Source organism: Kitasatospora azatica KCTC 9699 (genome assembly GCF_000744785.1).
In the GTDB taxonomy this organism is placed as follows: Bacteria; Actinomycetota; Actinomycetes; order Streptomycetales; family Streptomycetaceae; genus Kitasatospora; species Kitasatospora azatica.
The window spans coordinates 2,453,182-2,478,231 of sequence record NZ_JQMO01000003.1 but is presented as its reverse complement, the minus strand read 5'-3'; the positions used below and the strand labels follow the sequence as shown (position 1 = coordinate 2,478,231).

Here is a 25,050-nt window from a genome sequence, read left to right as displayed (position 1 = left end):
GGACGGCGGTCGGGCCCGGTGGCCCGGAACCCGACCGCCCGGGGCTCAGCGTCCGGTGATGTCGATCCAGTTCACGGTCAGGAAGCCGTTGGTGAACTGCCGGCCCTGCCAACTGCCCAGATTGACGATGAAGGAGCTGCCGTTCTGGGTCACGCCGGTCCTGGACGTGTTGTTGCCCGAGTCGAGCTCCCAGACGTCGTAGATCGCGACGCCGGTCGACCCGTCGTTGGCGAAGCAGAGCTTGCCCTCGTTGTAGACCGTGTAGAAGTCGTAGTGGCCGCCGCAGGTGGCGTCGTCCACCCGGTCGATCGCGGATGCCGGCGACGCGGTGACCAGGCCCGCCGTGAGGGCGGCGGATCCCGCCAGTGCGAGGGCGGCCAGGCGCTTGCGAAGTGTCATGGTGCGGTGGCTCCTTCGGTCGTAGCACGCAGTGGGTGATGCCGATCGTCGAGCGGTCAGATCCTCACCTGGGACGGGGCGTTGGACCAGGAAGTTCAGCCGGAAGTTTCGGCGGCGGGCGGCGGCGGGCCGGCCCTGGCGATCTGCCCGACCCTATGGATGCGGAGTTTGTACACAGCTAGAGTGGAGCGTGCTCACTGTCGTCACCCTGGGGGGTTTCAGTGCGTCAAGGGGCAGGCGGGTTTGGAGAGTTACTGCGAAGGCTGCGCACACGGGCGGCACTGAGCCAGGAGCGGCTGGCGGAGCGGGCGGGGCTGAGCGCCCGGTCGATCGGGAGCCTGGAGCGGGGCAGCTGCCGGCCGCGCACCACCTCGGTGGAGCTGCTCGCACAGGCGCTGGAACTGGCCGAGCACGAGGGGGACGAGCTGCAGGCGGCCGCGCGGCGGGCCTGGGAGGGGCTGGGGCGCGAAGCGCTCTCGGACCGGCAGGTGCTGAACCTGCTGGGGGATCTCGGTGGTGTGGACCCGGGGAGTTGGGACGCGGACGTGCGCGGGACGCTGCTCCGCGCCTGTGCCGGCTCGGTGCCGGCGGTGCGGCTCGCGGGGGCGGTGCTCGCCACCCATCCCGAGGTGTCACTGCCGGTACTGGCGGAGTACTTGGAGGGTCTCGAAGTCGCGGTCTGAGCGGGCGGACAGAGGCGGAAGCGGATACCAAGACTTGACCGTCCTGTCGGTGTACGGGCATATGCTCGGGTGGGAAGCCCCACCCCACCGGCTCTCCGCAATCCCTCGACCCAGGAGCAGCATGTCGACCGCCGATCGACCGGTCTTCTTCGACCGGACCCACACCGACGACCTGATCGCCTATCTGGCCGCCGCCCCTTCCCCGTACCACGCGGTGGCCGGTGCGGCCGAGCGGCTGGAGAAGGCGGGCTTTCGGCAGGTCGTCGAGACCGACGCGTGGGACGGCCAGACCGGTGGACGCTACGTGATCAGGGGCGGGGCGCTGATCGCCTGGTACGTGCCCGAGTCGGCGCTGGCGGCGACCCCGTTCCGGGTGGTCGGGACGCACACCGACTCGCCGAACCTGCGGGTCAAGCCGGTGCCGGACACCGGCACGGCGGGGTGGCGGCAGGTGGCGGTGGAGATCTACGGCGGGGTGCCGCTCAACACCTGGCTGGACCGGGATCTGGGGCTCTCCGGCCGGCTGGTGCTGCGCGACGGGTCGACGAGGCTGGTGCAGCTGGACGAGCCGCTGCTGCGGGTGCCGCAGTTGGCGATCCACCTGGACCGACAGGTCAACGACGGGCTGAAGCTGGACAAGCAACGGCACCTGACCCCCGTCTGGGGTCTGGGCCCGGTGGACGAGGGCGGCCTGATCTCCTACGTCGCCGAGCGCGCCCAGGTGGACGCGGGTGAGGTGATGGGTTGGGATCTGATGACCCATGACGTCCAGCCGCCGTCCTACCTCGGTCGGGACCGCGAGCTGCTGGCCGCGCCCCGGCTGGACAACCTGCTCTCGGTGCACGCCGCCACCGCCGCGCTGGCCGCCGCCGTCACCGCCGAGGGCGCCGACCAGCTGCCGTACATCCCGGTGCTGGCCGCCTTCGACCACGAGGAGACCGGCAGCGAGTCGGACACCGGTGCGCAGGGGCCGCTGCTCGGCCGGGTGCTGGAGCGCAGCGTGTTCAGCCGCGGCGGGACGGACGAGGACCGGGCCCGTGCGCTGGCCGGCACCATCTGCCTCTCCTCCGACATGGGCCACGCGGTGCACCCGAACTACTCGGAGCGGCACGAGCCCGGCCACCAGCCGGTGCCCAACGGCGGCCCGATCCTCAAGGTCAACGTCAACAACCGGTACGCCACCGACGGCGTCGGCCGGGCCGTCTTCGCCGCGGCCTGCGAGCGCGCCGGTGTGCCGTGGCAGACCTTCGTCTCCAACAACGCGATGCCCTGCGGCACCACCATCGGCCCGATCACCGCGGCCCGGCTCGGCATCACCACGGTGGACTGCGGCATCGCCGCGCTCTCCATGCACTCGGCCCGCGAGCTGTGCGGCGCGCAGGACCCGTACCTGCTGGCCTCGGCGATCAAGTCCTTCCTGGAAGGATGAGAGGCCGTCAGGGCCGATGTCGGACGTCGGCCCTGACGACCTCTCAGTAGCAGTACCCGGCGGCGCTACTCCATGCCGGCGAGCACCAGCGGCAGCCGCTCGGCCCCGCCGGCCACCAGCTTCACCGGCACGCCCCAGTCCTGCTGGTGCACGTGGCAGGCCGGGTACTCGATCGCCGGGTCGTCGTCGCAGGAGGCCGCCATCGCCGAGACGTGCAGCACGCCCTCGGTCAGCTCGGCGGAGAGCACCAGCTCGCGGGAGAGCGCGGTGTCCGCGCCCGCGCCGGAGACCAGCAGCTCGGGCGGCGTGGAGCTGACCAGCAGCCGGGTGGACGGGCCGTAGCGCTCGTCCAGCTTCTGACCGCTGGGCGCGGTGAAGACCACGTCCAGGCGCAGCGCGCCCGGTGCCACCTCGGTCGCGGCGCGCTGGGTGCGGTGCGCGACGGACTCGACCCGCACCGCCTCCTCGGGCAGCCGTAGCCGGGTCAGCCGGTGCCGGGCCGACTCCACCACCACGATGTCCTCGTCCACCAGCACCGCGCCGGAGGGTTCGCGCAGGTCGGTGGCCAGCGTGCTGACCTCGCCGGTGGCGGGGTCGTAGCGGCGCAGCGCGTGGTTGTAGGTGTCGGCGATCGCGACCGAGCCGTCGGGCAGCACGGTGACGCCGAGCGGGTGCTGAAGAAGCGCTTGCTCAGCGGCACCGTCGCGGTGCCCGAAGTCGAAGAGGCCGGTGCCCACCGCGGTGTGCACCTCGCCGGTTTCACGTGAAACCCAGCGGACGGCCGAGGTCTCGCTGTCCGCGACCCAGAGCTTCTCGCCGTCCGCCGAGACCGCGAGCCCGGACGGCTGGGCGAACCAGGCCTCGGCCACCGGCCCGTCCACCAGGCCCTCGTTGGTGGTGCCGGCCGCGACCTCGACCGTCCCCGCCGCCGGGTCGAAGGCCCAGAGCTGGTGCACCCCGGCCATCGCGATCCACACCCGGCCGTCGAAGAAGGCCACGTCCCAGGGCGAGGAGAGGTCCACCTCGCGGGCCGCCCCGCTGGTCGGCGAGCCCTGCCACCACTGCTTGCCGGTACCGGCCAGCGTGGTCACCACACCGTCGGCGAGCCGGACGCCGCGCAGCGCGTGGTTCACCGTGTCGGCGACCACCACGTCGTAGCCCAGCTCGAGCCCCGCCGGCACCAGCGCCAGCCCCTGCGGCTCGCTGAACCGCGGTGCGGCGCCGTCCAGCAACCCGCGCTCGCCGTCGCCGATCCGGCGCACCACCGTCTCGCCGTCCTCGGCCAGCTCCACCAGCGAGTGGTGGCCCGAGTCGGCGACCAGGAACCCGCCCCCGGGCAGCCGGACCGCCTTGCCGGGGAACTTCAGCGCCCCCGCCACCGGCTCCGGAGCCACATACGGACCGTCGCCCCGGCGCAGCGTGCCCTTGGCGGCATGCTCCGCCTCCAGCTCCTCCACCAGCCGCTCGATCGCGTGCGCGTGCCCCTCACCGGCGTGCTGGGCGACCACGTACCCCTCGGGGTCGATCACCACCAGAGTCGGCCAGGCCCGCACCGCGTACTGCTTCCAGGTCACCAGCTGCGGATCGTCCAGCACCGGATGCGCCACCTCGTAGCGCGCCACCGCGTCCACCACCGCCTGATGGTCCGCCTCGTGCACGAACTTCGGCGAGTGCACCCCGACGATCACCACCGTGTCGCGGTGCTTCTCCTCCAGTTCGCGCAGCTCGTCCAGGACGTGCAGACAGTTGATACAGCAGAAGGTCCAGAAGTCGGCGATCACGATCTTGCCCCTGAGGTCCGCCAGGGTCAGATCCTTGCCGCCGGTGTTCAGCCAGCCGCCCTCACCGATCAGTTCGGGGGCGCGGACGCGTGCACGAGAAGCCATACCGTCATCAAACAGCATGGGGGTGGCAGAGTGTTCCGCAGCCGCTGTGGCGCCGCGAACGTTCGGGAGGGTGCGATGAAGTACCAGGTCAGGGAGAAGCTGTTCTCGATCGGTGAGGACTTCTGGATCGAGGACGAGGACGGCGAGAAGGCGTTCCTGGTCGACGCCAAGGTGCTGCGGATCCGGGAGACGTTCGAGCTGAAGGACTACAGCGGCCGAGTGGTCGCGGTGATCAAGCACAAGGCGCTGTCGATCCGGGACGCGATGAAGATCGAGGACCACCGGGGCGAGGTGATCGCCACCGTGCGCAAGAAGCTCTTCACCCCGTTCCGCGACAAGTACCACGTGGAGCTGCGGGACGGCGGTGAGCTGGAGATCCACGGCAACCTGATCGAGAAGGACTACAAGATCGAGTCGCACGGCGACAAGATCGCCGAGATCTCCCGCAAGTGGTTCCGGATGCGCGACAGCTACGGGGTCAAGATCGCCGACGGCGCGGACGCCGGCCTCCTCCTGGCGGTCGCGGTCTGCGTGGACCACCTGGCCGAGGAGGACTGACGGCGGCGCAGTTCGGTGACGCCCGGGGTCTCGGTGCTCCGGGCGTCGTAGGCGCGCTGGTTGGCCTCCACCGAGGGCTGGTGCTGGTCGATCCAGCCGCGGATCACGCTCAGCGGCTCGGCCAGGCTGTGGCCGAGCTCGCTCAGTTCGTAGCGGACCCGGACCACCGGGCCGTCGATCACGGTGCGGATGACCAGGCCGTCGCGCTCCAGGCTGCGCAGGGTCTGGGTGAGCACCTTGCGGCTGATGTCGCCGATCCGGCGTTGCAGGCCGCCGTAGCAGGAGGAGCCGTCCTGCAGCATGACCAGGAGCAGCACCGACCAGCGGTCGCCGAGTCGGTCCAGCAGCGGGCGGCAGGGGCAGCGGTCGTCCGTCATGCCTGGGGCAACCGAGGCGGCCGCGCCGGCTATTCCGGCGGTTACCTGGAGGTGCCGTCTGTCGGGTCGCCCGGCCGGGGGCCAGGCTGGGACGCATGACGAACGAGATGAAGACGGTCACCCAGGACACCTTCGGCAGCCCCGAGGTGCTGCGGATCGCCACGGTCGCCCGCCCGGAGCCGGGCCCGACCGAGGTGCTGGTGCGGGTGCGCGCGGCGGGGATCAACCCGGTCGATGTGAAGACCAGCAAGGGCGAGGGGCTGGCCTGGTTCTACGGCGAGCCGCCCTACACGCTGGGGTGGGACGTCTCCGGCACGGTCGAGGCGGTCGGCTTCGGTGTCACCATCCTGAAGCCTGGTGACGAGGTGCTCGGGATGCCGAGCTTCCCGCGACTGGCCGGCGGCTTCGCCGAGTACGTCACCGCGCCCTCGCGCCACTTCGTCCGCAAGCCCGCCGGGCTCAGCCACGCCGAGGCGGCCGGACTGCCGCTGGCCGGCCTGACGGCCTGGCAGATCATCGTGGACACGGCCGGGGTGACGGCCGGCCAGCGGGTGCTGGTGCACGCGGCGGCTGGTGGGGTGGGGCACCTCGCGGTGCAGATCGCCAAGGCCCGGGGCGCGTTCGTGATCGGGACGGCGAGTGCCGGCAAGCACGAGTTCCTGCGCGGCCTCGGCGTGGACCAGGTGGTGGACTACACCGTGGCGCCCTTCGAGCAGCAGGTCGGCGAGGTCGACGTGGTGGTCGACAACATCGGCGACCCCGAGCACCAGCTGCGCTCGCTGGCGGTGCTGCGCGAGGGCGGGCTGCTGGTCGCGGTGCCGGGCGGGGTGGACCCGAAGGCGGCCGAGCAGGCGGCGGCGACCGGGCGCCGGATCACCGATGTGCTGGTGGAGCCGGACCAGATCGGTCTGCTCGGCCTGCTGGAGCTGATCGAGGCGGGCCGGCTGCGGGTGGAGGTGGCCGCCGAGCTGCCGTTCGAGCAGGTGGCGGAGGCGTTCCGGCTGGTCGGCGGCAACCGCACTCAGGGCAAGGTGGTCCTCACGCTCCGCTGAGCAGGCGCTCGGTCAGCCGGGCCTTGGCGGCCGGCCACTCGTCGATCAGCATCGAGAAGTAGACGCTGTCCCGCCAGCTGCCGTCCGGGCGGCGGCGGGCCCGGCGGAAGGTGCCCTCGTACTGCGCGCCGAGCCGCTTGATGGCGTTCTGCGAGCGCTCGTTCCTGATGTCGGTCTTCCACATCACCCGGCCCATGCCGAGCTCCTCGAAGGCGTGGGTCAGCAGCAGCAGCTTGGCCTCGGTGTTCACCGCGGTCCGCCAGACCGAGCGGGCGTACCAGGTGCCGCCGATCTCCACCCACTCGTCGCCGGGGTTGGCGTCGTAGAAGCAGCTGATGCCCACCGCGCGCCCGGAGCCGGCCTCGATCACCGCGAAGGGTTCGCAGCCGGCGAGGGCCAGGTAGCCCTCGATGATCGTGGCCATCTCCGGCTCGGTCTGCGGCGCGGCCCACGCCAGCCAGCGGAACACCTCCTCGTCCTTGCCCGCCGCCTGGAACAGCTCGGCGGTGTGGGTGCGGGCGAGCGGCTCCAGGCGGATGTGCCGGCCGGTCAGGGTGACGGGTGCGGGAGTCTTCGCGGTCATGATCGAAACGGTAGCCGCATTACGCACTAGGTGCAATAGGATATTGAACTAGTGCAATGATGGGCAGATGTGGGAGAGCCCCCGGCGGCTGGCCGCCGGGGGCTCTCCCACACGCTGGATGAAGCAGATGGACCGGATGAACTAGATGAACGAGTTGATCTGGATCGTCTCGGTCCGGCCCGGGCCGACGCCGATGGCGGAGATCGGCGCGCCCGACATCTCCTCCAGCGCCTTCACGTAGGCCTGGGCGTTCTTCGGCAGGTCGGCGAAGGTCTGCGCCTTGCTGATGTCCTCGCTCCAGCCGGGCAGGTTCTCGTAGATCGGCTTGGCGTGGTGGAAGTCCGACTGGTTGTACGGGAGCTCCTCGACCCGCTTGCCGTCGATCTCGTACGCCACGCAGACGGGGATCTGCTCCCAGCCGGTCAGCACGTCCAGCTTGGTGAGGAAGAAGTCGGTCAGGCCGTTGACCCGGGTCGCGTACCGCGCGATCACCGCGTCGTACCAGCCACAGCGGCGGTCACGGCCGGTGGTGACCCCGCGCTCGCCGCCGATCCGGCGCAGCGCCTCGCCGTCGGCGTCCAGCAGCTCGGTCGGGAACGGGCCCGAGCCGACCCGGGTGGTGTACGCCTTCAGGATGCCGATCACCCGGTCGATCTTGGTGGGACCGATGCCGGCGCCGGTGCAGGCGCCACCGGAGGTCGGGTTGGACGAGGTCACGAAGGGGTACGTGCCGTGGTCCACGTCCAGCAGGGTGCCCTGGCCGCCCTCGAGCAGCACCACCTTGTTCGCCTTCAGCGCCTGGTCGAGCACCAGGGTGGTGTCGGCCAGGTAGGGGCGGATCTTCTCGGCGTAGCCCAGGTACTCCTCGACCACCAGCTCGGACGGCATCGCGCGCCGGTTGTAGAGCTTGACCAGGATCTGGTTCTTGTCGTGCAGCGCGGCTTCGACCTTCTGGCGCAGGATCGACTCGTCGAAGAGGTCCTGCACCCGGATGCCGATCCGGTTGATCTTGTCGGCGTAGGCCGGGCCGATGCCGCGCCCGGTGGTGCCGATCTTGCGCTTGCCGAGGAAGCGCTCGACCACCTTGTCCAGGGTGCGGTGGTACGGCGTGATCAGGTGGGCGTTGCCCGAGATCAGCAGCTTGGAGGTGTCGATGCCGCGCTCGTTCAGACCCGCAAGCTCGGAGAGCAGCACACCCGGGTCGATCACCACGCCGTTGCCGATCACCGGCACGACGTTCGGGCTCAGGATGCCGGAAGGCAGCAGGTGCAGCGCGTACTTCTGGTCGCCGATGACCACCGTGTGGCCGGCGTTGTTGCCGCCCTGGTAGCGGACGACGTAGTCGACGGAGCCACCGAGGAGGTCCGTGGCCTTCCCCTTGCCCTCGTCTCCCCACTGGGCGCCAACGAGCACGAGTGCCGGCACAGGCGTACACCCCTTCCGGTTGGGGCATCCTGCGTAGGCCGCAGTCTGCCCCGAGATAGACGAAGCCCCTGGCGCAATAGCGCAAGGGGCTCTTGCACCGAGAGATTACCTGAGGAAGGACCGGTCGTGTCGTTCCAGTCCACGTCCGTACCCCCGCCCGCCGACGCGCCGCAGCCGCCGGGTCACACCCCGCTGCTGGTGCTGCTGGACCCGGCCGCGCGGGAGGCGGACGGGGAGGCGGTGCGGATCGCCCGGGACGTCCTGACGGGGGGCGCGGACGTCAAGGTGGTGGTGCCCGAGAGCGCGGCCGAGCTGGACCGGGTGCTTTCGCATCGGGGGAAGCGCCGTCCGGTGGTGGTCGGATCCGACCTGGCGCTGCAGCGAGTGGTGCAGGCGCTGCACCAGCAGAGCGAGTTGGGCGCGGTGGCGGTCGGTCTGGTGCCGGTCGGGCAGGGGCGCGAGGTGGCGTTGGCTCGCTCGCTCGGGGTGCCGGTGGAGCCGGTGGCGGCGGCCCGCACGGTGCTCGCCGGAACGCCCCGGCGGCTCGGGCTGCTGCTGGACGACGGCGACGGGGTGGTGCTCGGCGAGGTCCGGATCCCCGGACGGCGGCACGGCCATTCGGGCGGCTGGCGTTCGCTCTGGGCGAAATTGATTACGGCCGAGCAGGTGGACCCGCAGGGCGAGCGACTGCGGGTCGAGGCCGACGGACGTCCGCTGGGCGGTGCGGACCGTCCGCTGCGACTGGTCGCCCTGCGACTGCCGGCCGGCTCGGCGGCGGCCGAGGTGGTGGTGCGCCCCTGCGGCCCCGGCGGCGCGCTGCTGCGGGCGCGGGCCTCCAGCGTCACGGTGGCGGGCCGGGCCTTCGGCTACGAAGCGGACGGCTGCCCGGCCGGCCCGGTGCCGGCCCGCACCTGGACCGCGCACCCGGCCGCCTGGCGACTGCTGCTCCCGGCGACCTGAGAAACGAACCCGGGGCGCGACGTGAGGCAGCTCACCAGCGACTCCCGGGATCCCCGCCCTGCCTGCCCGAGCGGTGTGGTAAGGGGCCTGTTCTACGCGCGTCGCCAGCGAATCCGCCAGCTCGCACCCACTCCCCCGTTCGGGAAGCCTGTGCCAACTGCCCTAGACTCGAAGGCGTGCCACGTGGTGACGGAAGACTCAACCACGATCTTCTTCCCGGCGAGAAAGGCCCCCAGGACGCTTGCGGCGTCTTCGGTGTCTGGGCTCCCGGCGAGGAGGTCGCCAAGCTCACGTACTTCGGCCTCTATGCCCTGCAGCACCGCGGACAGGAATCCGCGGGCATCGCAGTCAGCAATGGCTCCCAGATTCTCGTCTTCAAGGACATGGGACTCGTCTCCCAGGTCTTCGACGAGGCCTCGCTGGGATCCTTGCACGGGCATATCGCCGTCGGACATGCCCGCTACTCGACCACCGGGTCCTCGGTCTGGGAGAACGCCCAGCCGACCTTCCGGGCGACCGCTCACGGTTCGCTGGCCCTCGGCCACAACGGAAACCTGGTCAACACCGCCGAACTCGCGGAGATGGTCGCCAAGCTGCCCGGTGAGGAGCACATCTCGCGCTCCGGCCGCACCGCCGCGACCAACGACACCGACCTGCTGACCGCGCTGCTCGCGGGCCACCCCGACCTCTCCATCGAGGAGACCGCGCGGCAGATCCTGCCGCAGGTCAAGGGCGCCTTCTCGCTGGTCTTCATGGACGAGCACACCCTCTACGCGACCCGCGACCCGCAGGGCATCCGCCCGCTGGTGCTCGGTCGGCTGGAGCGTGGCTGGGTGGTCGCCTCCGAGACCTCGGCCCTCGACATCTGCGGTGCCTCCTTCATCCGCGAGGTGGAGCCGGGCGAGCTGATCGCGATCGACGAGAACGGCATCCGCAGCTCGCGGTTCGCCGAGGCCAAGCCCAAGGGCTGCGTCTTCGAGTACGTCTACCTGGCCCGCCCCGACACCACGATCGCCGGGCGCAACGTGCACCTGTCGCGGGTCGAGATGGGCCGCCGGCTGGCCGCCGAGGCCCCGGTCGAGGCCGACATGGTGATAGCCACTCCCGAGTCGGGCACCCCCGCCGCGATCGGCTACGCCGAGGCCAGCGGCATCCCGTTCGGCTCCGGCCTGGTGAAGAACGCCTACGTGGGCCGCACCTTCATCCAGCCCAGCCAGACGATCCGCCAGCTCGGCATCCGGCTCAAGCTCAACCCGCTGCGCGAGGTCATCGCCGGCAAGCGGCTGGTCGTGGTGGACGACTCGATCGTCCGCGGCAACACCCAGCGCGCCCTGGTCCGGATGCTGCGCGAGGCGGGCGCCGCCGAGGTGCACATCCGGATCTCCTCGCCGCCGGTGAAGTGGCCCTGCTTCTTCGGCATCGACTTCGCCACCCGCGCGGAGCTGATCGCCAACGGCATGACGGTGGAGGAGATCGGCCGCACCCTGGGCGCCGACTCGCTCGCCTACATCTCGATCGACGGCATGATCGAGGCCACCAAGCAGCCGAAGGAGAGGCTCTGCCGGGCCTGCTTCGACGGCGAGTACCCGATGGAGCTGCCGGACCCGGCGCTGCTCGGCAAACTCCTGCTGGAGGCCGAGATCGCCGGCAGCCAGCAGCCGCCCGCCACCCGGGGCAAGCCGACCAGCTCCGACCTCGACGGGGTGCAGTCCCTGCTCGGCGGTCACGGAGCCGCCGACGCGCTGCGCCGACCGTAGTTCCTGGTGGGGCCCCAGTCGGGGCCCCACTGTCGTTCACCCCCACAGACCCGAAAGGGCCGCACGCAGTGACCAGCAACGAGATCGGCGCCACCTACGCCGCCGCCGGAGTCGACATCGAGGCGGGCGACCGCGCGGTGGAACTCATGAAGCAGTGGGTGAAGAAGGCCAACCGCCCCGAGGTGGTCGGCGGCCTCGGCGGCTTCGCCGGGCTCTTCGACATCTCCGCCCTGAAGCGCTACGAGCGCCCGCTGCTGGCCTCCGCCACCGACGGGGTCGGCACCAAGGTCGCGCTGGCCGCGGCCATGGACAAGCACGACACCATCGGCCACGACCTGGTCGGCATGGTCGTCGACGACCTGGTGGTCTGCGGCGCCGAGCCGCTCTTCATGACCGACTACATCTGCGTCGGCAAGGTCCACCCCGAGCGGGTCGCGCAGATCGTCAAGGGCATCGCCGAGGGCTGCGTGCTGGCCGGCTGCGCGCTGGTCGGCGGCGAGACCGCCGAGCACCCGGGCCTGCTGGGCCCGGACGAGTACGACGTGGCGGGCGCCGGCACCGGTGTGGTCGAGGCCGACGCGCTGCTCGGGGCCGACCGGGTCCGGGTCGGCGACGTGGTGATCGCGATGGCCGCCTCCGGCCTGCACTCCAACGGCTACTCGCTGGTGCGCCACGTGCTGCTGAACCAGGCCGGCTGGAAGCTGGACCGCGAGGTGGCCGAGTTCGGCCGCACCCTCGGCGAGGAGCTGCTCGAGCCGACCCGGATCTACTCGCTGGACTGCCTGGCGCTCACCCGGGCCACCGAGATCCACGCCTTCTCGCACGTCACCGGAGGCGGCCTGGCGGCCAACCTGGCCCGGGTCGTCCCGGACCACCTGCACGCCCGCCTGGACCGCGGCACCTGGACCCCGATGCCGGTCTTCCAGACCGTCGCCCAGGTCGGCAGGATGCAGACGCTGGAGATCGAGAAGACCCTCAACATGGGCATCGGCATGGTCGCCGTGGTCCCGCCGCAGTCGGTGGACGTGGTGCTGGCGATCCTGGAGGACCGCGGCGTCGAGGCCTGGCTGCTCGGCGACATCGTGGACCGCGGTGCCGAGCACGCGGACGGTGCGGCGCTCTACGGCGAGTACGCCGGCTAGGGCCGTCCCGCCCGGTTCCGACCTGTTGCTCCTCCCCGCCCGCGCACCCGGGCGGGGAGGAGCAAAAAATTTTCCGGAGCACGCCGAAAACCGGCCCGGCGTCCTCGGGGGACGCGCAGGCCGGTCAGGGGCTGCGGTTCAAACGCGGCGGCGGGACTGGTGGTGGCCGGCGTCGGCCTCCTGGTCCTCGTCCTCGTCGTCGTCGTTGTAGTAGTCCGCGTAAGCGGCGTAGGGGTCGTCGTCCTCGTCCTCTTCCTCAACCGGCTCAGGGTTGATGGAAGGAACGGGTGAAACGCCCAGCTCGCTGGACAGACGGTTGGCGTCGAACCCGCCGCTGTTGTACTTCAGCTCGCGGGCGACCTTCGTCTGCTTGGCCTTGGCCCGGCCGCGCCCCATGGGTCGACCCCCTCAACGATGGGGCTCACGGCCCCGAGTCTGACACGTGTTCATGATCAGGAGCGGCTTGCCCGAAGCGGGAGAGCCGTCCCTTGGAGCATCAACGGTACCTGTTTCCGCCCCCGGACGGTACGTCGCCGGTGTGACGTGGCGCGCACAGTCGCCCCCCGGGACCAGGTCTCTCCTGGTCGGACAGGGCATTCCGGGCAGTTCACAGGGTGCCCGGTGGGAGGCCGGGACCGTCGTTCTGCGACCGATTATCCCCCGACCGTGGCGCGTACAGCGCCCGATCGGGGGACAACCGACAATCCGGTTCCACATTGTGATCCGGATGCGTCCGGTCCGATCAGCCCTTGCGGGCGCCCGGCAGCAGCACCGAACGGAGCGCGCTGATCTCGCGCATCCGGCGCTCGGCGAGCCGGTCGGCGGCCACCGCGGGCGGCACGCCGTCGGCGGTGGCCCGGGTGAAGATCTCCAGCGTGGTGTCGAAGATCTTCGTGGCCTTGTTCTTGGCCCGCTCGAAGTTGAAGCCGTCGATCTCGTCGGCGACCTGGATCACACCGCCGGAGTTCACCAGGTAGTCGGGCGCGTAGAGGATGCCGCGGTCGGCCAGGTCCTTCTCCACGCCCGGGTGGGCCAGCTGGTTGTTGGCCGCGCCGCAGACCACCGCGGTGCCGGCGGTGGTCAGCTGGGCCACCGTGTCGTCGTCCAGCGCGCCACCGAGGGCGCACGGGGCGTACACGTCCAGCTTGGCGGCCAGCAGGGCCTGGGAGTCGGCGACCACCTCGACGTCCGGGTGGGCGGCCCGGACCCGGTTGACGGCGGCCTCGGAGACGTCGGTGATGACGACCGTGGCGCCGTCGGCCACCAGGTGGCCGACCAGGTAGTGGCCGACCTTGCCGACGCCCGCGACGCCGACCCGCTTGCCGCGCAGCGTCGGCTGGCCCCAGCGGGCCTGCGCGGAGGCGCGCATGCCCTGGAAGACGCCGAAGGCGGTGAGGATCGAGGAGTCGCCGGCGCCGCCCTGCTCGGGCGAGCGGCCGGTGACGAAGTCGCACTCGCGGGCCACCACGTCCATGTCCTGGACGTAGGTGCCCACGTCGCAGGCGGTGATGTAGCGGCCGGCCAGCGACTGCACGAAGCGGCCGTAGGCGCGCAGCAGGGCCTCGGACTTGTCGCCGCCCTCGGCCTTGGCCTTCGGGTCGCCGATGATCACGGCCTTGCCGCCGCCGAGGTCCAGCCCGGCCAGCGCGTTCTTGTAGCTCATGCCGCGGGACAGCCGCAGCGCGTCCTCCAGCGCCTCCTCCTCGGAGGCGTACTGGTGGAACCGGGTGCCGCCGAGGGCGGGGCCCAGCGCGGTGGAGTGGATGGCGATGATCGCCTTGAGGCCGGAGGTCCGGTCGTGGCAGAGCACGACCTGCTCGTGCCCGTCGCCCGGCGAGGCGTCGTTGTCGGTACCAAAGATCCTGCTCAGCACGCCTTGTGCGGGGTGCGTCACGGATGCAGTGCGTACGTCGGTCACTGTGGTGACTCCAGTATCTGCGGGCCCGCTGCTGTGGTGCGGGCATCTACCGCGAAGCGTAGTCCGGGATCCGGCCCCGGGGCTCCCCCCTGCTGCGGATCGGGCGGACTCCCGCGCGCAGCCCTCCCGTTGTGTCGGTGGCCCGTGCGACGATGCAGGACGTGACCGCTGTGCGCACCTCCGTGCTGCCGCCCTACGCCGCCCACCTGCGGGTGTACGAGCCGCTCGCGGCGTACCCCGAGCCGGAGCGGTCCCGTTGGCAGGCCTACGCGGCCGAGCGGGGGCCGGACGCCGCCTCGGCGGGTGATCCGGTGGCGCGGGCGGCGCTGGAGGCACAGCGGGGGGCGCTCGCCGAGCTGCTGGCCCGGACACCGCGCGCCCTGCCGGAGAGGGAGAGCGAGCAGGCCTTCGTCCGGGTGGTCGACGCGGTCACCTATGTCTGCCCGTGGGCGACCAGGCTGCGCAGCTGGCAGGCGCTGGAGGAGCTGCGGGAGTCGTTGCCGGTGGCGCTGCTGGACACGGTGCTGCCGCAGGCCGTGCGGCAGGACGCGCTGGCCGCCCAGGAGCGCTGGCGGGCCGAGCACCCGGACGCCCGGCCGTGGATCCTGACCAGTCGTTGGGAGGTGCCGGTGCGCTGGTTCCTGCCGTTCGGCTCGGAGGACCGCCGCTACCTGCCGGCAGAGCCGGCCGAGGGGGAGGAGCCGGCCGCTCCGGCGGCGCTGTTCTACCTGACCTCGATGGCGCAGGCCAGGCGGCGGGTGGCGCGCGGCTACCGGGTGCTGCGCGAGCGGCTGGGCGGCTCGGCGCTGGCGCTGGGGGCCGAGGAGGTGGGGCGCTGGCTGGAGGAGTTCCATCCGCGCTCGCTGGTGGAGCTGGACTACGGCGGCCTGGTGCACGCGATCGGGGAGCGCGAGCTGGCGGCCGACCAGTCGGCGGCCGAGGTGGCCGACGGGGTGGCGGCGCTGCGGGACGGGGACGCCGAGCGGGCCGGGCGGGCATACCAGGCGGTGACGGAGCGTTGGCGGCGGGTACTGGCGCTGCGGCAGGCGAACTGACCGGGAGTCAGTGGGGGGATCGACGGGGTGGCGGGGGAGGCGGGGGACGTGCGGGGGTGTCGGAAGGATGTTCGGGACTCTTGGGACCAAGGTCCCGGTTCGGGTCAATACCTGCCCAACGTGACACTACTCACCGTTGACGCGAACTCGCACCGAATAGTAAAAATAGGACAAGAAGCCCAAGTCTCCTCGCCCCTGCCCACTTTTGGGTGGATCTGGGGTCGGTGTTCCCTTTGGGGGGAAACGATGGATCTGGGCTCTCCATAACCGGTTGTCACGATATGGTGACTGTCCGCTATGGGGTGGTCCATCGCCTTCCGTCGCTCTTGAACCCGTGAGGGGCCAATTTTGGCGGTTTGGTCGATAGGGCTGGACGGATGGTCCATCAGCACCGGCAGCAGGCCGTCCCGCTCGCGGTCGTAGCCGGTGGGCAGCAGCACGGCGGCCGGGATCCGGCGCTCCCCCGCGAGCCGGAAGACCGGACGGGCCGTCAGCACCGGCTGCTCCGCGTGCGAGGCGACCACGGTCACCGACACGTCGTCCCGCAGCACCTCGGCCCGCCGGCCCGGGTACGCCAGCGAGGAGGCGGAGACCACGCTGACCCGCTCGCCGCGCACCGCGTCCAACGCCGCGCCACGGCGCAGCAGGCGCGGGCCCGAGCCGTCCAGCGGCACCGCGTACAGGCCGGTCAGGCCGGGCGTCTGGTCCTCGGCGCCCTCGCCGGCACTGGCCGTGCAGAGCACCTCCTCGGCACCGACCGCGAGCACTGCCCGCAGGTGCAGGGTGTCGTCGGTGAGCGCGTGGTCGTCGACGAACAGCGCCCGGTGGCCCGGCTCGTCGCTGATCCGCACCAGCCGGCCGTCCGGCGCCCAGGCGGGCACGCCGGCGAAGAGCTCCAGCCAGGCCGGGTCCTGCTCGGCCAGCCGGGTGCTGGTGGCGCCGGTGGCGGGGTCGACGGTGAGCAGCAGCTGGCTGCGCTGGTCGCGGGACTGCACCAGGAGCAGCGGCGGGCCGCCGGCCGACCAGTGCACCCGGCCGAGGTAGGGGTGGGCGGCCCGGTCCCAGACCACCTCGGTGCGCCGGCCGTCCAGGTCGACCAGCCAGAGGGTGACCTCGGCGTTGGCGCTGCCCGCCACCGGATACGCGATCTCGGCGGGAGTACTGTCCGGGTTGGCCGGGTCGGCGATCCACCAGCGCTGCACGGGCGTGTCGTCCACCCGGGCGACCAGCAGCCGGTCGCTCGCCGGGGACCACCAGTGGCCGCGGTCCCGGCTCATCTCCTCCTGGGCGATGAACTCGGCCTGGCCCCAGATCACTCCGGCGGCCTCGGGCTCGACCAGCGCGCGGTCCGCGCTGCCGTCGGCGGCGGCCAGGCGCAGCGCGCCGGCGGTGGTGGGGTAGGCCACCCAGCGGCCGTCCGGCGACAGGCGGGGGTCGAGCAGCGGCCCGGCGGCGGGCAGTTCGCGGACCGCGGCCTCGGCCAGGTCGGCCGCGAAGAGCCGGCCGGAGAGCGCGAAGACGGCCAGCCGGGCGGCGCGGTCCAGGGCGTAGCCGACGATCCCGGCCGAGCTCTCGCGGCTGCGCTCGCGGCGGGCCCGCTCGGCCGGCGAGAGGTCCTCCTCGCCACCGCCGAGCAGCGCCACCGGGTCGGCCGCGACGGCCTCCGCACCGGTGGCCGGGTCGAGGGTCCAGAGCAGGTTGGCCCGGTCGGAGCCGCCCCGGGACCGCAGGAAGACGACCCGTGAGTCGTCGGGGGCCACGGCGAAGGAGCGCGGCTGGCCGACGGTGTAGCGCAGGGTCCGCGCGTACTGCCGGGGGAAGGTGTCCTCGGGGGTGACTGAGGGAGCTTCAAAGGTCATGGCACCGCACCCTACGTCGTCTCCTCGTTCTTGATCACTCGTTCGGCGCAGCGCGCAGAACTGGTCCGCACGGCCCCTCGCACCCCCTCCCACCGGCCCTTGGGCCCGTCGAATGCCCCCGACACCAGCTCCGCACCGACTCACGGAAAGTAATGCCACCCTCACCGATCGGGTATTCCTGTGTTCAGCGACCCAACCGCCGCCCACCCGGGCGGCGCACCCGAGAAGGGGTGTGAGCCGTTATGGCCCTGTCCGTCTCCGCCGCCATGCTGATGCTGGTGATCGTGGTGGTGCTGATCCGCCGCTCCGGTCTGAAGTTCGGCCACGCGCTCGTCTGCGCGCTGCTGGGGTTCTACCTCGCCTCCACGTCGATCGCGCCGTCGATCCAGGAGGTCACCAGCAACCTCGCCGGGATGATCAATGGCCTGAAGCTCTGACCGTCACGGCGCCCGGTCTAGGCTGCTCCCCATGACCGCTGCCGCCGACCGCCGCCTGCTGCTGGTGCACGCCCACCCCGACGACGAGTCGATCGGCAACGGCGCCACCATGGCCCGCTATGCCGCCGAGGGCGCGCAGGTCACCCTGGTGACCTGCACCCTCGGCGAGGGCGGTGAGGTGATCGGTCCGGAGCTGGCCGAACTGACGGCCGACCGGACCGACACCCTGGGCGAGTACCGGATCGGGGAGCTGACCGCCGCGATGCGGGAAGTCGGCGTGACCGACTTCCGCTTCCTGGGCGGTCCGGGCCGGTACCGGGACTCCGGGATGATGGGCGTGCCCGACAACGACCGGCCCGGCTGCTTCTGGCAGGCCGAGCAGGACGAGGCGGCCGGCCATCTGGTCGCGGTGATCCGCGAGGTCCGGCCGCAGGTGCTGGTCACCTACGACGAGAACGGCGGCTACGGCCACCCCGACCACATCCAGGCGCACCGGATCGCGATGCGGGCCTTCGAACTGGCCGCCGATCCGAGCTGGCGCCCCGAGCTGGGCCCGGCCTGGCGGATCGTCAAGGTCTACTGGAACCGGATGCCGCGCTCGGTCCTGCTGGCCGGCCTGACGGCCGCCGCCGACCGCCACCCGCTGGTCGCCGCCCCCGAGGACGTCCCCGGCGTGGTCGCCGACGAACTGGTCGACGCGGTGCTGGACGGCGCGAAGTACGCCGACCGCAAGGCCGCCGCGATGCGCGCGCACGCCACCCAGATCACCGTGGACGGCGGCTTCTTCGCCCTGAGCAACGACCGCTGGCAGCCACTGGTGGTGGACGAGTACTACCAGCTGGTGCACGGCGCACCCGGCCCGGACCGTCCGGAGACCGACCTCTTCGCGGGAGTCGAAGCCTCGTGAACAATCCTCTGCACATGCTGTTCGGCACCCAGGCGCAGCGGCTGGCCGAGCCGCTGCCGGCCAAGCGGGTCCGCGAGCTCTGGTACGTGGCGCTCTTCGTCCTGGGCGCCCTGGTCGCGCTCTGCGGTTGTTTCGTGCAGGCCTTGTGGAGCCCGATCGGGCTGTTGCTGGCACTGGCGGGCGTCGCCGCGGTCTTCTACGGCGGCCTGCGGGTGACCGGCACCAAGCTGGGCACGGCATTCCCTTTCACCGGCTGGTTCCTGATGATGACGGTACTGCTGGCCCCTCGGCCCGAGGGCGACTTCGTGCTGGCGGCCGCAGCCAACTCCTACATCTACCTGCTGGGCGGACTGGCCCTCGGACTGGTCTGCGGGCTGCTGCCCACCAGGGCGCCGTTCGCCTTCGGCATCCCGCGCCAACGGGACTGACTGCCCGTAGTCTCGGCGGTGAGGAACCGGACGTATCGGGTTCTATAGGAAGCAGTTCGCCGTCCAGGCGTTCCCAGTATGGTGGTGCCGCAGCACCGTCGGACGAGCCGTCCGGCCGCGAACCCGGAGCAGAGCAGCATTGAGCAGCCGCGAATCTGACAGCGCCAACCCGTCCTCGCGTCGGGGGTCCAACGGACCCGACGCCTACCCGTCGGGCACTCCGCCGTACGGCATTCCGGGCCTGGGCAACGGCTTCGGGCCGGGGGACCAGTTCGGTGCCCCGCACGAGGAGGCCGAGCCGGAGGTCCCCAAGACCGAGACGACGCTGACCACCCGGATCTCGATCAACATCCCGGGCTCGCGCCCGATCCCGCCGGTGGTGGTCCGCAGCTCGGTCAAGCCTGACGAGCGCTCGGGCCCCGGCGAGCCGGAGCCCGAGACCCCGGCCGCACCCGCCGGGCCGCGGCACCGCTCGGCGCCGTCGGCCTCGCCGGTGCTCGGCGTGATGGACCAGGGTGGCCGGCCGGCCACCCCGCCGGACCTGCCGCCGGAGTGGCAGACGCCGACGGCAGGTCCGGGGGCTTCCGAGGCGGAGTCCACCGGCGAGTGGTTCCGGCCGCGCCAGAAGGGCCGCCCGGAGCCGGTGGGCAGCCCGGCCGCGCCCACCACCCGTGCACCGCGGCCCACGGGTGCGGCAGCGCAGGCTCCCGCGCCGGCGCCGGCCCCGACCGGGCCGGCCACCGGTTCGCCGTACCAGCAGAGCGGTCCGCGCCCTGGGCAGGGCGGTGAGCGGGGCGGCGAGCAGCCGGCCGCGCCGCGGTTCTCCGCGCAGACCAGCCAGCAGACCCCGCTGCCCCGCCCGACCGGCGCACCAGCATCGCCGTTCGGCGCCCCGCAGGGTGGCGGCTACCCGGCCGACCCGTACGCGGCGGGCAACGGCGCCCAGCCGGGCCGGCCGTACCCGGCGCAGAACAACGCCGGGCCGCAGCCGGCACAGGGCGGTCAGGCCCAGGGCGGTCAAGCCCAAGGCGGTCAAGCACAGGGCGGTCAGGCCCAAGGCGGTCAAGCCCAAGGCGGTCAAGCACAGGGCGGTCAGCCGCAGAACGGTCAGGCACAGAACGGTCAGGCCCAGGGCGGTCAGGCCCAGCACAACTCCGGTCCGTACCCCGCCGGCAGCGCCGATCCGTTCGGCACCGGCGGACCGGCCGACCCGTTCGGCAGCGCCGGCGGCCAGGGCGCGGGCCCTGGCGCCGCCCGCCCCACCGGTACCCCGGGCGCCCCCGGGCGGTTCGCGCGCAACCAACCCCCGGTCAGCCCGTACCCGGCCGGCCCGCCGCAGGCCCAGCCACTCCCGGCGGACGGGGAGTCCACCCAGATCGGCGGCTTCGACCCGATCACCGGCGAGCTCCCGGCCGAGGCCATACCGGGCCTGCCGGTGGCCGGCCAGTACGGCGCCGCGCCCGCCGCCCCGCGTGGCGCGACCGCGACCGCTCCGCAGCCGGTCGCCGCGGCCGGCGAGCTTCGCGGTGAGCCGGCGCCGGCTCCGCAGTCGACCCCGAAGGCCGCCCAGCCCGCTGCCCCGAAGGCCGCCGGGAAGCCCAAGGGGCGCTCCAAGGCGAAGAAGCTGCTGGTCACCGGCACCGGCGGAGTGCTCTTCCTGGGCGCCGCGGTCTACGGCACCGGCCTGATGCTCAATCAGTCCGACGTGCCGCGCGGCACCACCGTGCTGGGCACCGACATCGGCGGTGACAGCCGCGACCAGGCGGTCCACCAGCTCGACAGCACGGTCGGCAAGATCGGCCAGCAGCCGATCCAGCTGAAGATCGGCGACCAGGCGCTGACCCTCGACCCGGCCACCGCCGGGCTGAGCTTCGACCCCACGGCCACCGTGGACGGTCTGACCAAGCACAGCTACAACCCCTCCGACGTGCTCTCCTCGCTGACCGGCGGGAGCAAGGCGGTGCCCCCGGTGGTGCACATCGACCGGGCCAAGCTCAAGGTGGCGCTGGACGGCCTCGCGGCGAGCTCGGCGCACGGGCTGAAGGAGGGCTTCGTCCAGTTCGGCGACAGCGGCGACCCGACCGTGGTGCCGGGCCAGGCCGGGCAGGTGGTGGACGGCGGCGCCGCCGTGGACCAGGTGGCGCAGAGCTACCAGGACCGGGCGGCCGGCAAGGCCGACCAGCCGATCACCCTGGCGGTGACGGCCGCTCAGCCGAAGATCTCCACCCAGGCCTTGCAGCAGGCCGCGGACGGGCTGGGCAAGGCGATCGCCAGCGGCAGCGTCACGGTACAGGCCGGCACCAAGAAGTTCGTCTTCACCAAGGCGATGACGGGCAAGACGCTGACCCTGGTCCCGGACGCCGCGACGGGGGCGATCGGCCCGAAGTGGGATCTGGACCAACTGGGCAACCTGGTTGGAACGACCTTCGACAAGCTGAAGTTCCGCAAGAGCGACGGAAGTTTGGCGCCGATCACCACCCAGGACGTGGCGGACGCGATCGCCTCGGTCTACGACAAGAGCAGCGTCGCGGAGCGCACATTCAAGTTCCGCCTGTGAGCATGTCAAAAATGCACTGACCGAAGCCCCGGAACGCCAGCGTTCCGGGGCTTCGTCGTCATTCTCGGCGACATCCCGCCAGTGGCGTGTAACTGTCATCGGTCATGGGCAACTCCTCTCCCGACGGATTACCGAGAGGCTGCTTAATGGCTGACGAATAGTCGCCAGCGGCGGCTTCCCGCCAAATCCGTCCGACTATCGGACGCCGAAAACCGACAGGTAATCCCCCCAGTTACGGGCAAAACGGACAGGCACGTCTACGCGCGTCAACCTCACAAACACCGGGACGTCGCGTTCACATACCGGTGTCACTAAGCGCTCGTTACGAACTCATGAACGCGTTTCGTACCCTAATGTCCGATTCATCCTGTCTTGCAGGAGGGCTGTCAAGTGGTTGAAAGCTACAACCTGGTGGACATTCCAGAACGATGCCAAAACCGGCAGTCCAGCCACAGAGAAACTCTTGACGTTCGATAAACGAGTTGCGAGAGTCCGTTCGACCAACTTCTTCTTCGTTGCTGCTGCACAGACCACCGGCGGGAGCTTTCGCACCATGACGACGCCAACAGAGGACACGACCGAGACCGAACCGGTCCTCGTCGCGTCCGCGACAGGAGACGGCGGCAACAAGCCGGCCGAGCTCCTCGGGCGCACCCCGGGCCAGATTGCCTGGAGCCGCTTCAAGCGCAACCGCATCGGTGTGTTCTGCGCCGGTATCGTGATCCTCTACATCCTGGTCGCGATCTTCGCGCCAGTGATCACCGGGCTCTACGGACAGTCGCCGTACATTCCCTACGGCACCCGTGACCTGAGCCTGCTGGATGACAGCGGTCTGCCGATCGGCGCCAACGGCGGGATGAGCGCGACCCACTGGCTCGGCCTCACACCGTCCACCGGGTACGACATCCTGGCCAAGCTGATCTACGGCATCCGGACCTCGCTCGGCATCGGCCTGCTGGTCACCATCGTGTCCAGCGTCCTCGGCATCGTCATCGGTGTGGCCCAGGGCTACCTCGGCGGCAAGTTCGACTACCTGGTGGGTCGCTTCACCGACCTGCTGCTCGGCCTGCCGACCCAGCTCTTCTTCATCTCCTTCACTCCGATCGTGCTGGTCTGGTTCGTCCCGATGAACCGTGAGACCCCGGTCTACATGCGAGTGATCGCGATCGTGCTGGTCCAGAGCTTCCTCGGCTGGATGGCGACCGCCCGTCTGCTGCGCGGCCTCTCGCTGAGCCTGCGCGAGCGCGAGTACATCGAGGCCGCCAAGATCTCCGGGGCTTCCTCCTGGCGCATCATCTTCAAGGAGCTGATGCCCAACCTGGCCACCACCATCCTGGTGCAGGTCACCCTCACGCTGCCGGCCATGGTCACCGCGGAGGCAGGTCTCTCCTTCCTCGGCGTGGGCATGGTCGAGCCGACCCCCGACTGGGGGCTGATGTTCCAGGACGCGGTCGCCAACTACAAGGACGACCTGACGTACCTGATGGTCCCGGGTGTTTCCCTGATGATCTTCGCCATCGCGTTCAACCAGTTCGGTGACGCGATCCGCGATGCGCTGGACCCCAAGACCATCCGCTAGGCCGCACCACCCTGTGTCACCCCTTGCGTCACCCGCTCCACCAGTTGTTCGACCCCGCTCCCCCCAGCACCGGCCACCCCGGGGCAATGCCGCCCCGCCGGTCCGCGCTGGCCAGACAACACATGACCAGTGACAGGTAGGAACCAATGAGACTTCGCAAGGCAGCAATCATGCCGGCGCTCGTGGCGGTCAGCGCCCTCACGCTGACTGCTTGCGGTGGGGGCGGCAAGGCAACCTCGGGTGACCACCAGGGTCCCTCCTCGGAGGTCCAGAACTTCGGCATCGGCACCAAGGCCGACTCGACCGGTCCGGCCAAGGACGTCGCCGGCGCCAAGCCGGGTGGCACCGCGCACGGTATCGAGGCCGCGGGCTTCGACTACCTGGACCCGAGCCAGATGTACGTCAACGAGTACCAGGCCGTCGGCATGCTGTTCAGCCGCCAGCTGACCGCGTACAAGACCGACCCGACCACCAAGAAGACCATCCTGGTCGGCGACATGGCCACGGACACCGGTAGCACCACCGACGGTGGCAAGACCTGGACCTGGACCCTCAAGGACAACCTGAAGTTCGAGGACGGCACGCCGATCACCTCGAAGGACATCAAGTACGCGGTCGAGCGCCTCTACGCGGACTACCAGACCCAGGGTCCGACCTACTTCCCGACCTGGCTCTCCGGCCAGGACTACCGCAAGGTCTACAAGGGCCCGGACGCCGGCGACCTGCCGGACAGCGTGATCAGCACGCCGGACCCGAAGACCATCACCTTCCACTTCCAGGACGTCCACACCGACGCCGCCTACGCGGCCGCGATGCCGAACGTGACGGCCATCGAGAAGTCGAAGGACGACAAGGAGAAGTACAACAACCACCCGGTCTCGATCGGTCCTTACAAGATCAAGGACTACCAGCCGGACAAGTCCCTGACCCTCGTCAAGAACGAGAACTGGGACCCGAAGAGCGACCCGCTGCGCCACCAGTACGTGGACAGCTGGGTCTTCGAGCTCGGCGTGCAGAACCCGCAGCTGACCCAGCGTCTGATGGGTGGCGCGGGTGACGACAAGAACGCGCTGTCGCTGACCGCCAACGCGGACGCCGGCCAGATCAAGTCGATCCAGGACGACCCGCAGTACGCGAGCCGCACCCTGAGCGAGTTCCAGCCGTACGTCGACACCTTCGACATCAACAACACCCGGGTCACCGACGTCAACGTCCGCAAGGCGCTGGCGAAGGCCTTCCCGGCGGCTGCGGTGCAGAAGCAGCTCGGTGGCGCGACCACCGGTGACATCGCGGGCAACCTGGTCAGCCCGACCGTCTCCGGCTGGCAGAACACCGACCCGCTGGGCATCAAGGCCAAGCCCGAGGGTGACCCCGAGGCGGCCAAGAAGATCCTGGCGGACGCCGGCAAGACCGGTTACAAGATCGTCCTGGCTTACTCGAACACCCCGCGCTGGCAGAAGGTCTCCGCGACCGTCGTGGACGCGCTGAACCAGGCCGGCTTCCAGGCCGAGCGCAAGGAGATCGACCCGACCTCCTACTACACGCAGATCGGCAAGAAGGACAACGGCTTCGACCTGTACCGCACCGGCTGGGGCGCGGACTGGCCGTCCAGCTCCACCGTGGTTCCGCCGACCCTGGACGGCCGCACCATCGCTGACGGTGCGACCAACTACTCGCACTACGAGAACCCGGCGATGGACGCCGAGATGGACCGGATCGCCAAGATCACGGACCAGAAGCAGGCCGCCGACGAGTGGATGAAGCTCGCCGACAAGATCCTGTCGACCGACGTGCCGAAGATCCCGGCCGCCTACGACAAGTTCTTCCAGGTCTACGGTGCCGGCCTGGGCGGTGTCGCCTACAACCAGGTCCTCGGCTGCATCGACCCCTCCAGCGTGTACATCAAGTAACGAAAGCCGGGACCGGAGTCGGCCTCCGGGCCGACTCCCCCGGGCGGGGCCACCCACTTCGGGTGGCCCTGCCCGGGCCGCGTGTTGACTGCCTGTGATCCAGCGGTCGCACACTCCACGACGTGGCCGCCGCAGGCGCCCTCTCTCGG

General features: G+C 71.0%; 22 protein-coding genes. 14 read left to right on the top strand and 8 right to left on the bottom strand.

Annotated features, from left to right (window positions below):
* Positions 1–45 precede the first annotated feature (45 nt).
* Positions 46–399: a beta/gamma crystallin domain-containing protein gene (locus tag BR98_RS21650; RefSeq protein ID WP_035847038.1), complete on the bottom strand. Its 354-nt coding sequence runs from the start codon at positions 397–399 to the stop codon at positions 46–48.
* 221 nt (positions 400–620) lie between these two features.
* On the opposite strand from BR98_RS21650, the gene BR98_RS21645 reads away from it, so the two are divergent.
* Positions 621–1,082 (top strand): helix-turn-helix domain-containing protein, encoded by a 462-nt coding sequence (locus BR98_RS21645; RefSeq protein WP_083976817.1) that lies wholly within the window; start codon positions 621–623, stop codon positions 1,080–1,082.
* A gap of 121 nt (positions 1,083–1,203) precedes the next feature.
* Complete coding sequence (locus BR98_RS21640; RefSeq protein WP_035847035.1) at positions 1,204–2,511, top strand: M18 family aminopeptidase; 1,308 nt, start codon at positions 1,204–1,206, stop codon at positions 2,509–2,511.
* A gap of 65 nt (positions 2,512–2,576) precedes the next feature.
* Here the strand turns inward: BR98_RS21640 and BR98_RS21635 are convergent, their stop codons facing one another.
* On the bottom strand, positions 2,577–4,397 hold the full coding sequence (locus BR98_RS21635; RefSeq protein WP_035847034.1) for an NHL domain-containing thioredoxin family protein: 1,821 nt from the start codon (positions 4,395–4,397) through the stop codon (positions 2,577–2,579).
* A 75-nt stretch (positions 4,398–4,472) separates the two neighbouring features.
* Between BR98_RS21635 and BR98_RS21630 the strand changes: the two genes are divergently transcribed.
* On the top strand, positions 4,473–4,955 hold the full coding sequence (locus tag BR98_RS21630) for an LURP-one-related/scramblase family protein (RefSeq protein WP_035847031.1): 483 nt from the start codon (positions 4,473–4,475) through the stop codon (positions 4,953–4,955).
* On the opposite strand, the gene BR98_RS21625 is transcribed toward BR98_RS21630, so the two are convergent.
* Entirely contained in the window at positions 4,868–5,332 is a 465-nt protein-coding gene (locus tag BR98_RS21625; RefSeq protein ID WP_063774821.1) for a winged helix-turn-helix transcriptional regulator, read from the bottom strand. The two genes, BR98_RS21630 and BR98_RS21625, sit on opposite strands and share 88 nt — an antisense overlap.
* A gap of 95 nt (positions 5,333–5,427) precedes the next feature.
* Here BR98_RS21625 and BR98_RS21620 point away from each other — a divergent pair, with 95 nt between their 5' ends.
* Positions 5,428–6,384, top strand: coding sequence for an NADP-dependent oxidoreductase (locus tag BR98_RS21620; protein WP_232247482.1), 957 nt, complete (start codon positions 5,428–5,430; stop codon positions 6,382–6,384).
* On the opposite strand, the gene BR98_RS21615 is transcribed toward BR98_RS21620, so the two are convergent.
* Both BR98_RS21615 and BR98_RS21610 read right to left on the bottom strand, forming a co-directional pair.
* Complete coding sequence (locus BR98_RS21615) at positions 6,371–6,967, bottom strand: GNAT family N-acetyltransferase (protein ID WP_035847026.1); 597 nt, start codon at positions 6,965–6,967, stop codon at positions 6,371–6,373. The genes BR98_RS21620 and BR98_RS21615 overlap by 14 nt on opposite strands.
* A 141-nt stretch (positions 6,968–7,108) precedes the next feature.
* Positions 7,109–8,392, bottom strand: coding sequence for an adenylosuccinate synthase (locus tag BR98_RS21610; protein WP_035847025.1), 1,284 nt, complete (start codon positions 8,390–8,392; stop codon positions 7,109–7,111).
* 126 nt (positions 8,393–8,518) lie between these two features.
* Here BR98_RS21610 and BR98_RS21605 point away from each other — a divergent pair, with 126 nt between their 5' ends.
* From BR98_RS21605 to purM, 3 genes are all read left to right on the top strand, one after another.
* Complete coding sequence (locus BR98_RS21605; RefSeq protein WP_063774820.1) at positions 8,519–9,352, top strand: diacylglycerol kinase catalytic domain-containing protein; 834 nt, start codon at positions 8,519–8,521, stop codon at positions 9,350–9,352.
* A gap of 176 nt (positions 9,353–9,528) precedes the next feature.
* On the top strand, positions 9,529–11,109 hold the full coding sequence (purF, locus tag BR98_RS21600; protein WP_035847022.1) for an amidophosphoribosyltransferase: 1,581 nt from the start codon (positions 9,529–9,531) through the stop codon (positions 11,107–11,109).
* 68 nt (positions 11,110–11,177) lie between these two features.
* Positions 11,178–12,251 (top strand): phosphoribosylformylglycinamidine cyclo-ligase, encoded by a 1,074-nt coding sequence (gene purM / locus BR98_RS21595; protein ID WP_035847020.1) that lies wholly within the window; start codon positions 11,178–11,180, stop codon positions 12,249–12,251.
* A 138-nt stretch (positions 12,252–12,389) separates the two neighbouring features.
* Here the strand turns inward: purM and BR98_RS21590 are convergent, their stop codons facing one another.
* A complete protein-coding gene (locus BR98_RS21590; protein ID WP_035847017.1) occupies positions 12,390–12,647 on the bottom strand; it encodes a DUF3073 domain-containing protein in 258 nt (85 codons plus the stop codon).
* A gap of 346 nt (positions 12,648–12,993) precedes the next feature.
* On the bottom strand, positions 12,994–14,169 hold the full coding sequence (locus tag BR98_RS21585) for a Glu/Leu/Phe/Val dehydrogenase dimerization domain-containing protein (RefSeq protein ID WP_035847016.1): 1,176 nt from the start codon (positions 14,167–14,169) through the stop codon (positions 12,994–12,996).
* A gap of 152 nt (positions 14,170–14,321) precedes the next feature.
* Between BR98_RS21585 and BR98_RS21580 the strand changes: the two genes are divergently transcribed.
* Positions 14,322–15,224 carry a hypothetical protein gene (locus tag BR98_RS21580; RefSeq protein ID WP_035853337.1) on the top strand — a complete coding sequence of 301 codons (903 nt, stop codon included), beginning with the start codon at positions 14,322–14,324 and terminating at the stop codon, positions 15,222–15,224.
* 104 nt (positions 15,225–15,328) lie between these two features.
* On the opposite strand, the gene BR98_RS21575 is transcribed toward BR98_RS21580, so the two are convergent.
* Complete coding sequence (locus BR98_RS21575; RefSeq protein WP_051970029.1) at positions 15,329–17,083, bottom strand: DPP IV N-terminal domain-containing protein; 1,755 nt, start codon at positions 17,081–17,083, stop codon at positions 15,329–15,331.
* A gap of 242 nt (positions 17,084–17,325) precedes the next feature.
* Between BR98_RS21575 and BR98_RS21570 the strand changes: the two genes are divergently transcribed.
* From BR98_RS21570 to BR98_RS21545, 6 genes are all read left to right on the top strand, one after another.
* Positions 17,326–17,520 carry a hypothetical protein gene (locus BR98_RS21570; protein WP_035847014.1) on the top strand — a complete coding sequence of 65 codons (195 nt, stop codon included), beginning with the start codon at positions 17,326–17,328 and terminating at the stop codon, positions 17,518–17,520.
* Between the two features lie 31 nt (positions 17,521–17,551).
* Positions 17,552–18,427, top strand: coding sequence for an N-acetyl-1-D-myo-inositol-2-amino-2-deoxy-alpha-D-glucopyranoside deacetylase (mshB, locus tag BR98_RS21565; RefSeq protein WP_035847012.1), 876 nt, complete (start codon positions 17,552–17,554; stop codon positions 18,425–18,427).
* Positions 18,424–18,855, top strand: a complete 432-nt coding sequence (locus BR98_RS21560; protein WP_232247480.1) for a DUF6113 family protein — start codon at positions 18,424–18,426, stop codon at positions 18,853–18,855. The genes mshB and BR98_RS21560 overlap by 4 nt, the downstream gene beginning before the upstream one ends.
* Before the next feature lie 139 nt (positions 18,856–18,994).
* On the top strand, positions 18,995–21,412 hold the full coding sequence (locus BR98_RS21555) for a hypothetical protein (protein ID WP_035847009.1): 2,418 nt from the start codon (positions 18,995–18,997) through the stop codon (positions 21,410–21,412).
* 553 nt (positions 21,413–21,965) lie between these two features.
* Positions 21,966–22,991 (top strand): ABC transporter permease, encoded by a 1,026-nt coding sequence (locus BR98_RS21550; protein ID WP_035847006.1) that lies wholly within the window; start codon positions 21,966–21,968, stop codon positions 22,989–22,991.
* Positions 22,992–23,161: 170 nt separating this feature from the next.
* Positions 23,162–24,901, top strand: a complete 1,740-nt coding sequence (locus BR98_RS21545) for an ABC transporter substrate-binding protein (protein ID WP_232247479.1) — start codon at positions 23,162–23,164, stop codon at positions 24,899–24,901.
* The last annotated feature ends 149 nt before the right edge of the window (positions 24,902–25,050 follow it).

Excerpts from the sequence above, each read along its gene's own strand:
- BR98_RS21550 (WP_035847006.1), top strand. The coding sequence starts at position 21,966 with ATGACGACGCCAACAGAGGACACGACCGAGACCGAACCGGTCCTCGTC.
- BR98_RS21640 (WP_035847035.1), top strand. The coding sequence starts at position 1,204 with ATGTCGACCGCCGATCGACCGGTCTTCTTCGACCGGACCCACACCGAC.
- BR98_RS21575 (WP_051970029.1), bottom strand. The coding sequence starts at position 17,083 with ATGACCTTTGAAGCTCCCTCAGTCACCCCCGAGGACACCTTCCCCCGG.
- BR98_RS21630 (WP_035847031.1), top strand. The coding sequence starts at position 4,473 with ATGAAGTACCAGGTCAGGGAGAAGCTGTTCTCGATCGGTGAGGACTTC.
- BR98_RS21590 (WP_035847017.1), bottom strand. The coding sequence starts at position 12,647 with ATGGGGCGCGGCCGGGCCAAGGCCAAGCAGACGAAGGTCGCCCGCGAG.
- BR98_RS21570 (WP_035847014.1), top strand. The coding sequence starts at position 17,326 with ATGGCCCTGTCCGTCTCCGCCGCCATGCTGATGCTGGTGATCGTGGTG.
- BR98_RS21620 (WP_232247482.1), top strand. The coding sequence starts at position 5,428 with ATGACGAACGAGATGAAGACGGTCACCCAGGACACCTTCGGCAGCCCC.
- mshB (WP_035847012.1), top strand. The coding sequence starts at position 17,552 with ATGACCGCTGCCGCCGACCGCCGCCTGCTGCTGGTGCACGCCCACCCC.
- BR98_RS21580 (WP_035853337.1), top strand. The coding sequence starts at position 14,322 with ATGCAGGACGTGACCGCTGTGCGCACCTCCGTGCTGCCGCCCTACGCC.
- BR98_RS21635 (WP_035847034.1), bottom strand. The coding sequence starts at position 4,397 with ATGGCTTCTCGTGCACGCGTCCGCGCCCCCGAACTGATCGGTGAGGGC.
- BR98_RS21650 (WP_035847038.1), bottom strand. The coding sequence starts at position 399 with ATGACACTTCGCAAGCGCCTGGCCGCCCTCGCACTGGCGGGATCCGCC.
- BR98_RS21545 (WP_232247479.1), top strand. The coding sequence starts at position 23,162 with ATGCCGGCGCTCGTGGCGGTCAGCGCCCTCACGCTGACTGCTTGCGGT.
- BR98_RS21615 (WP_035847026.1), bottom strand. The coding sequence starts at position 6,967 with ATGACCGCGAAGACTCCCGCACCCGTCACCCTGACCGGCCGGCACATC.
- BR98_RS21625 (WP_063774821.1), bottom strand. The coding sequence starts at position 5,332 with ATGACGGACGACCGCTGCCCCTGCCGCCCGCTGCTGGACCGACTCGGC.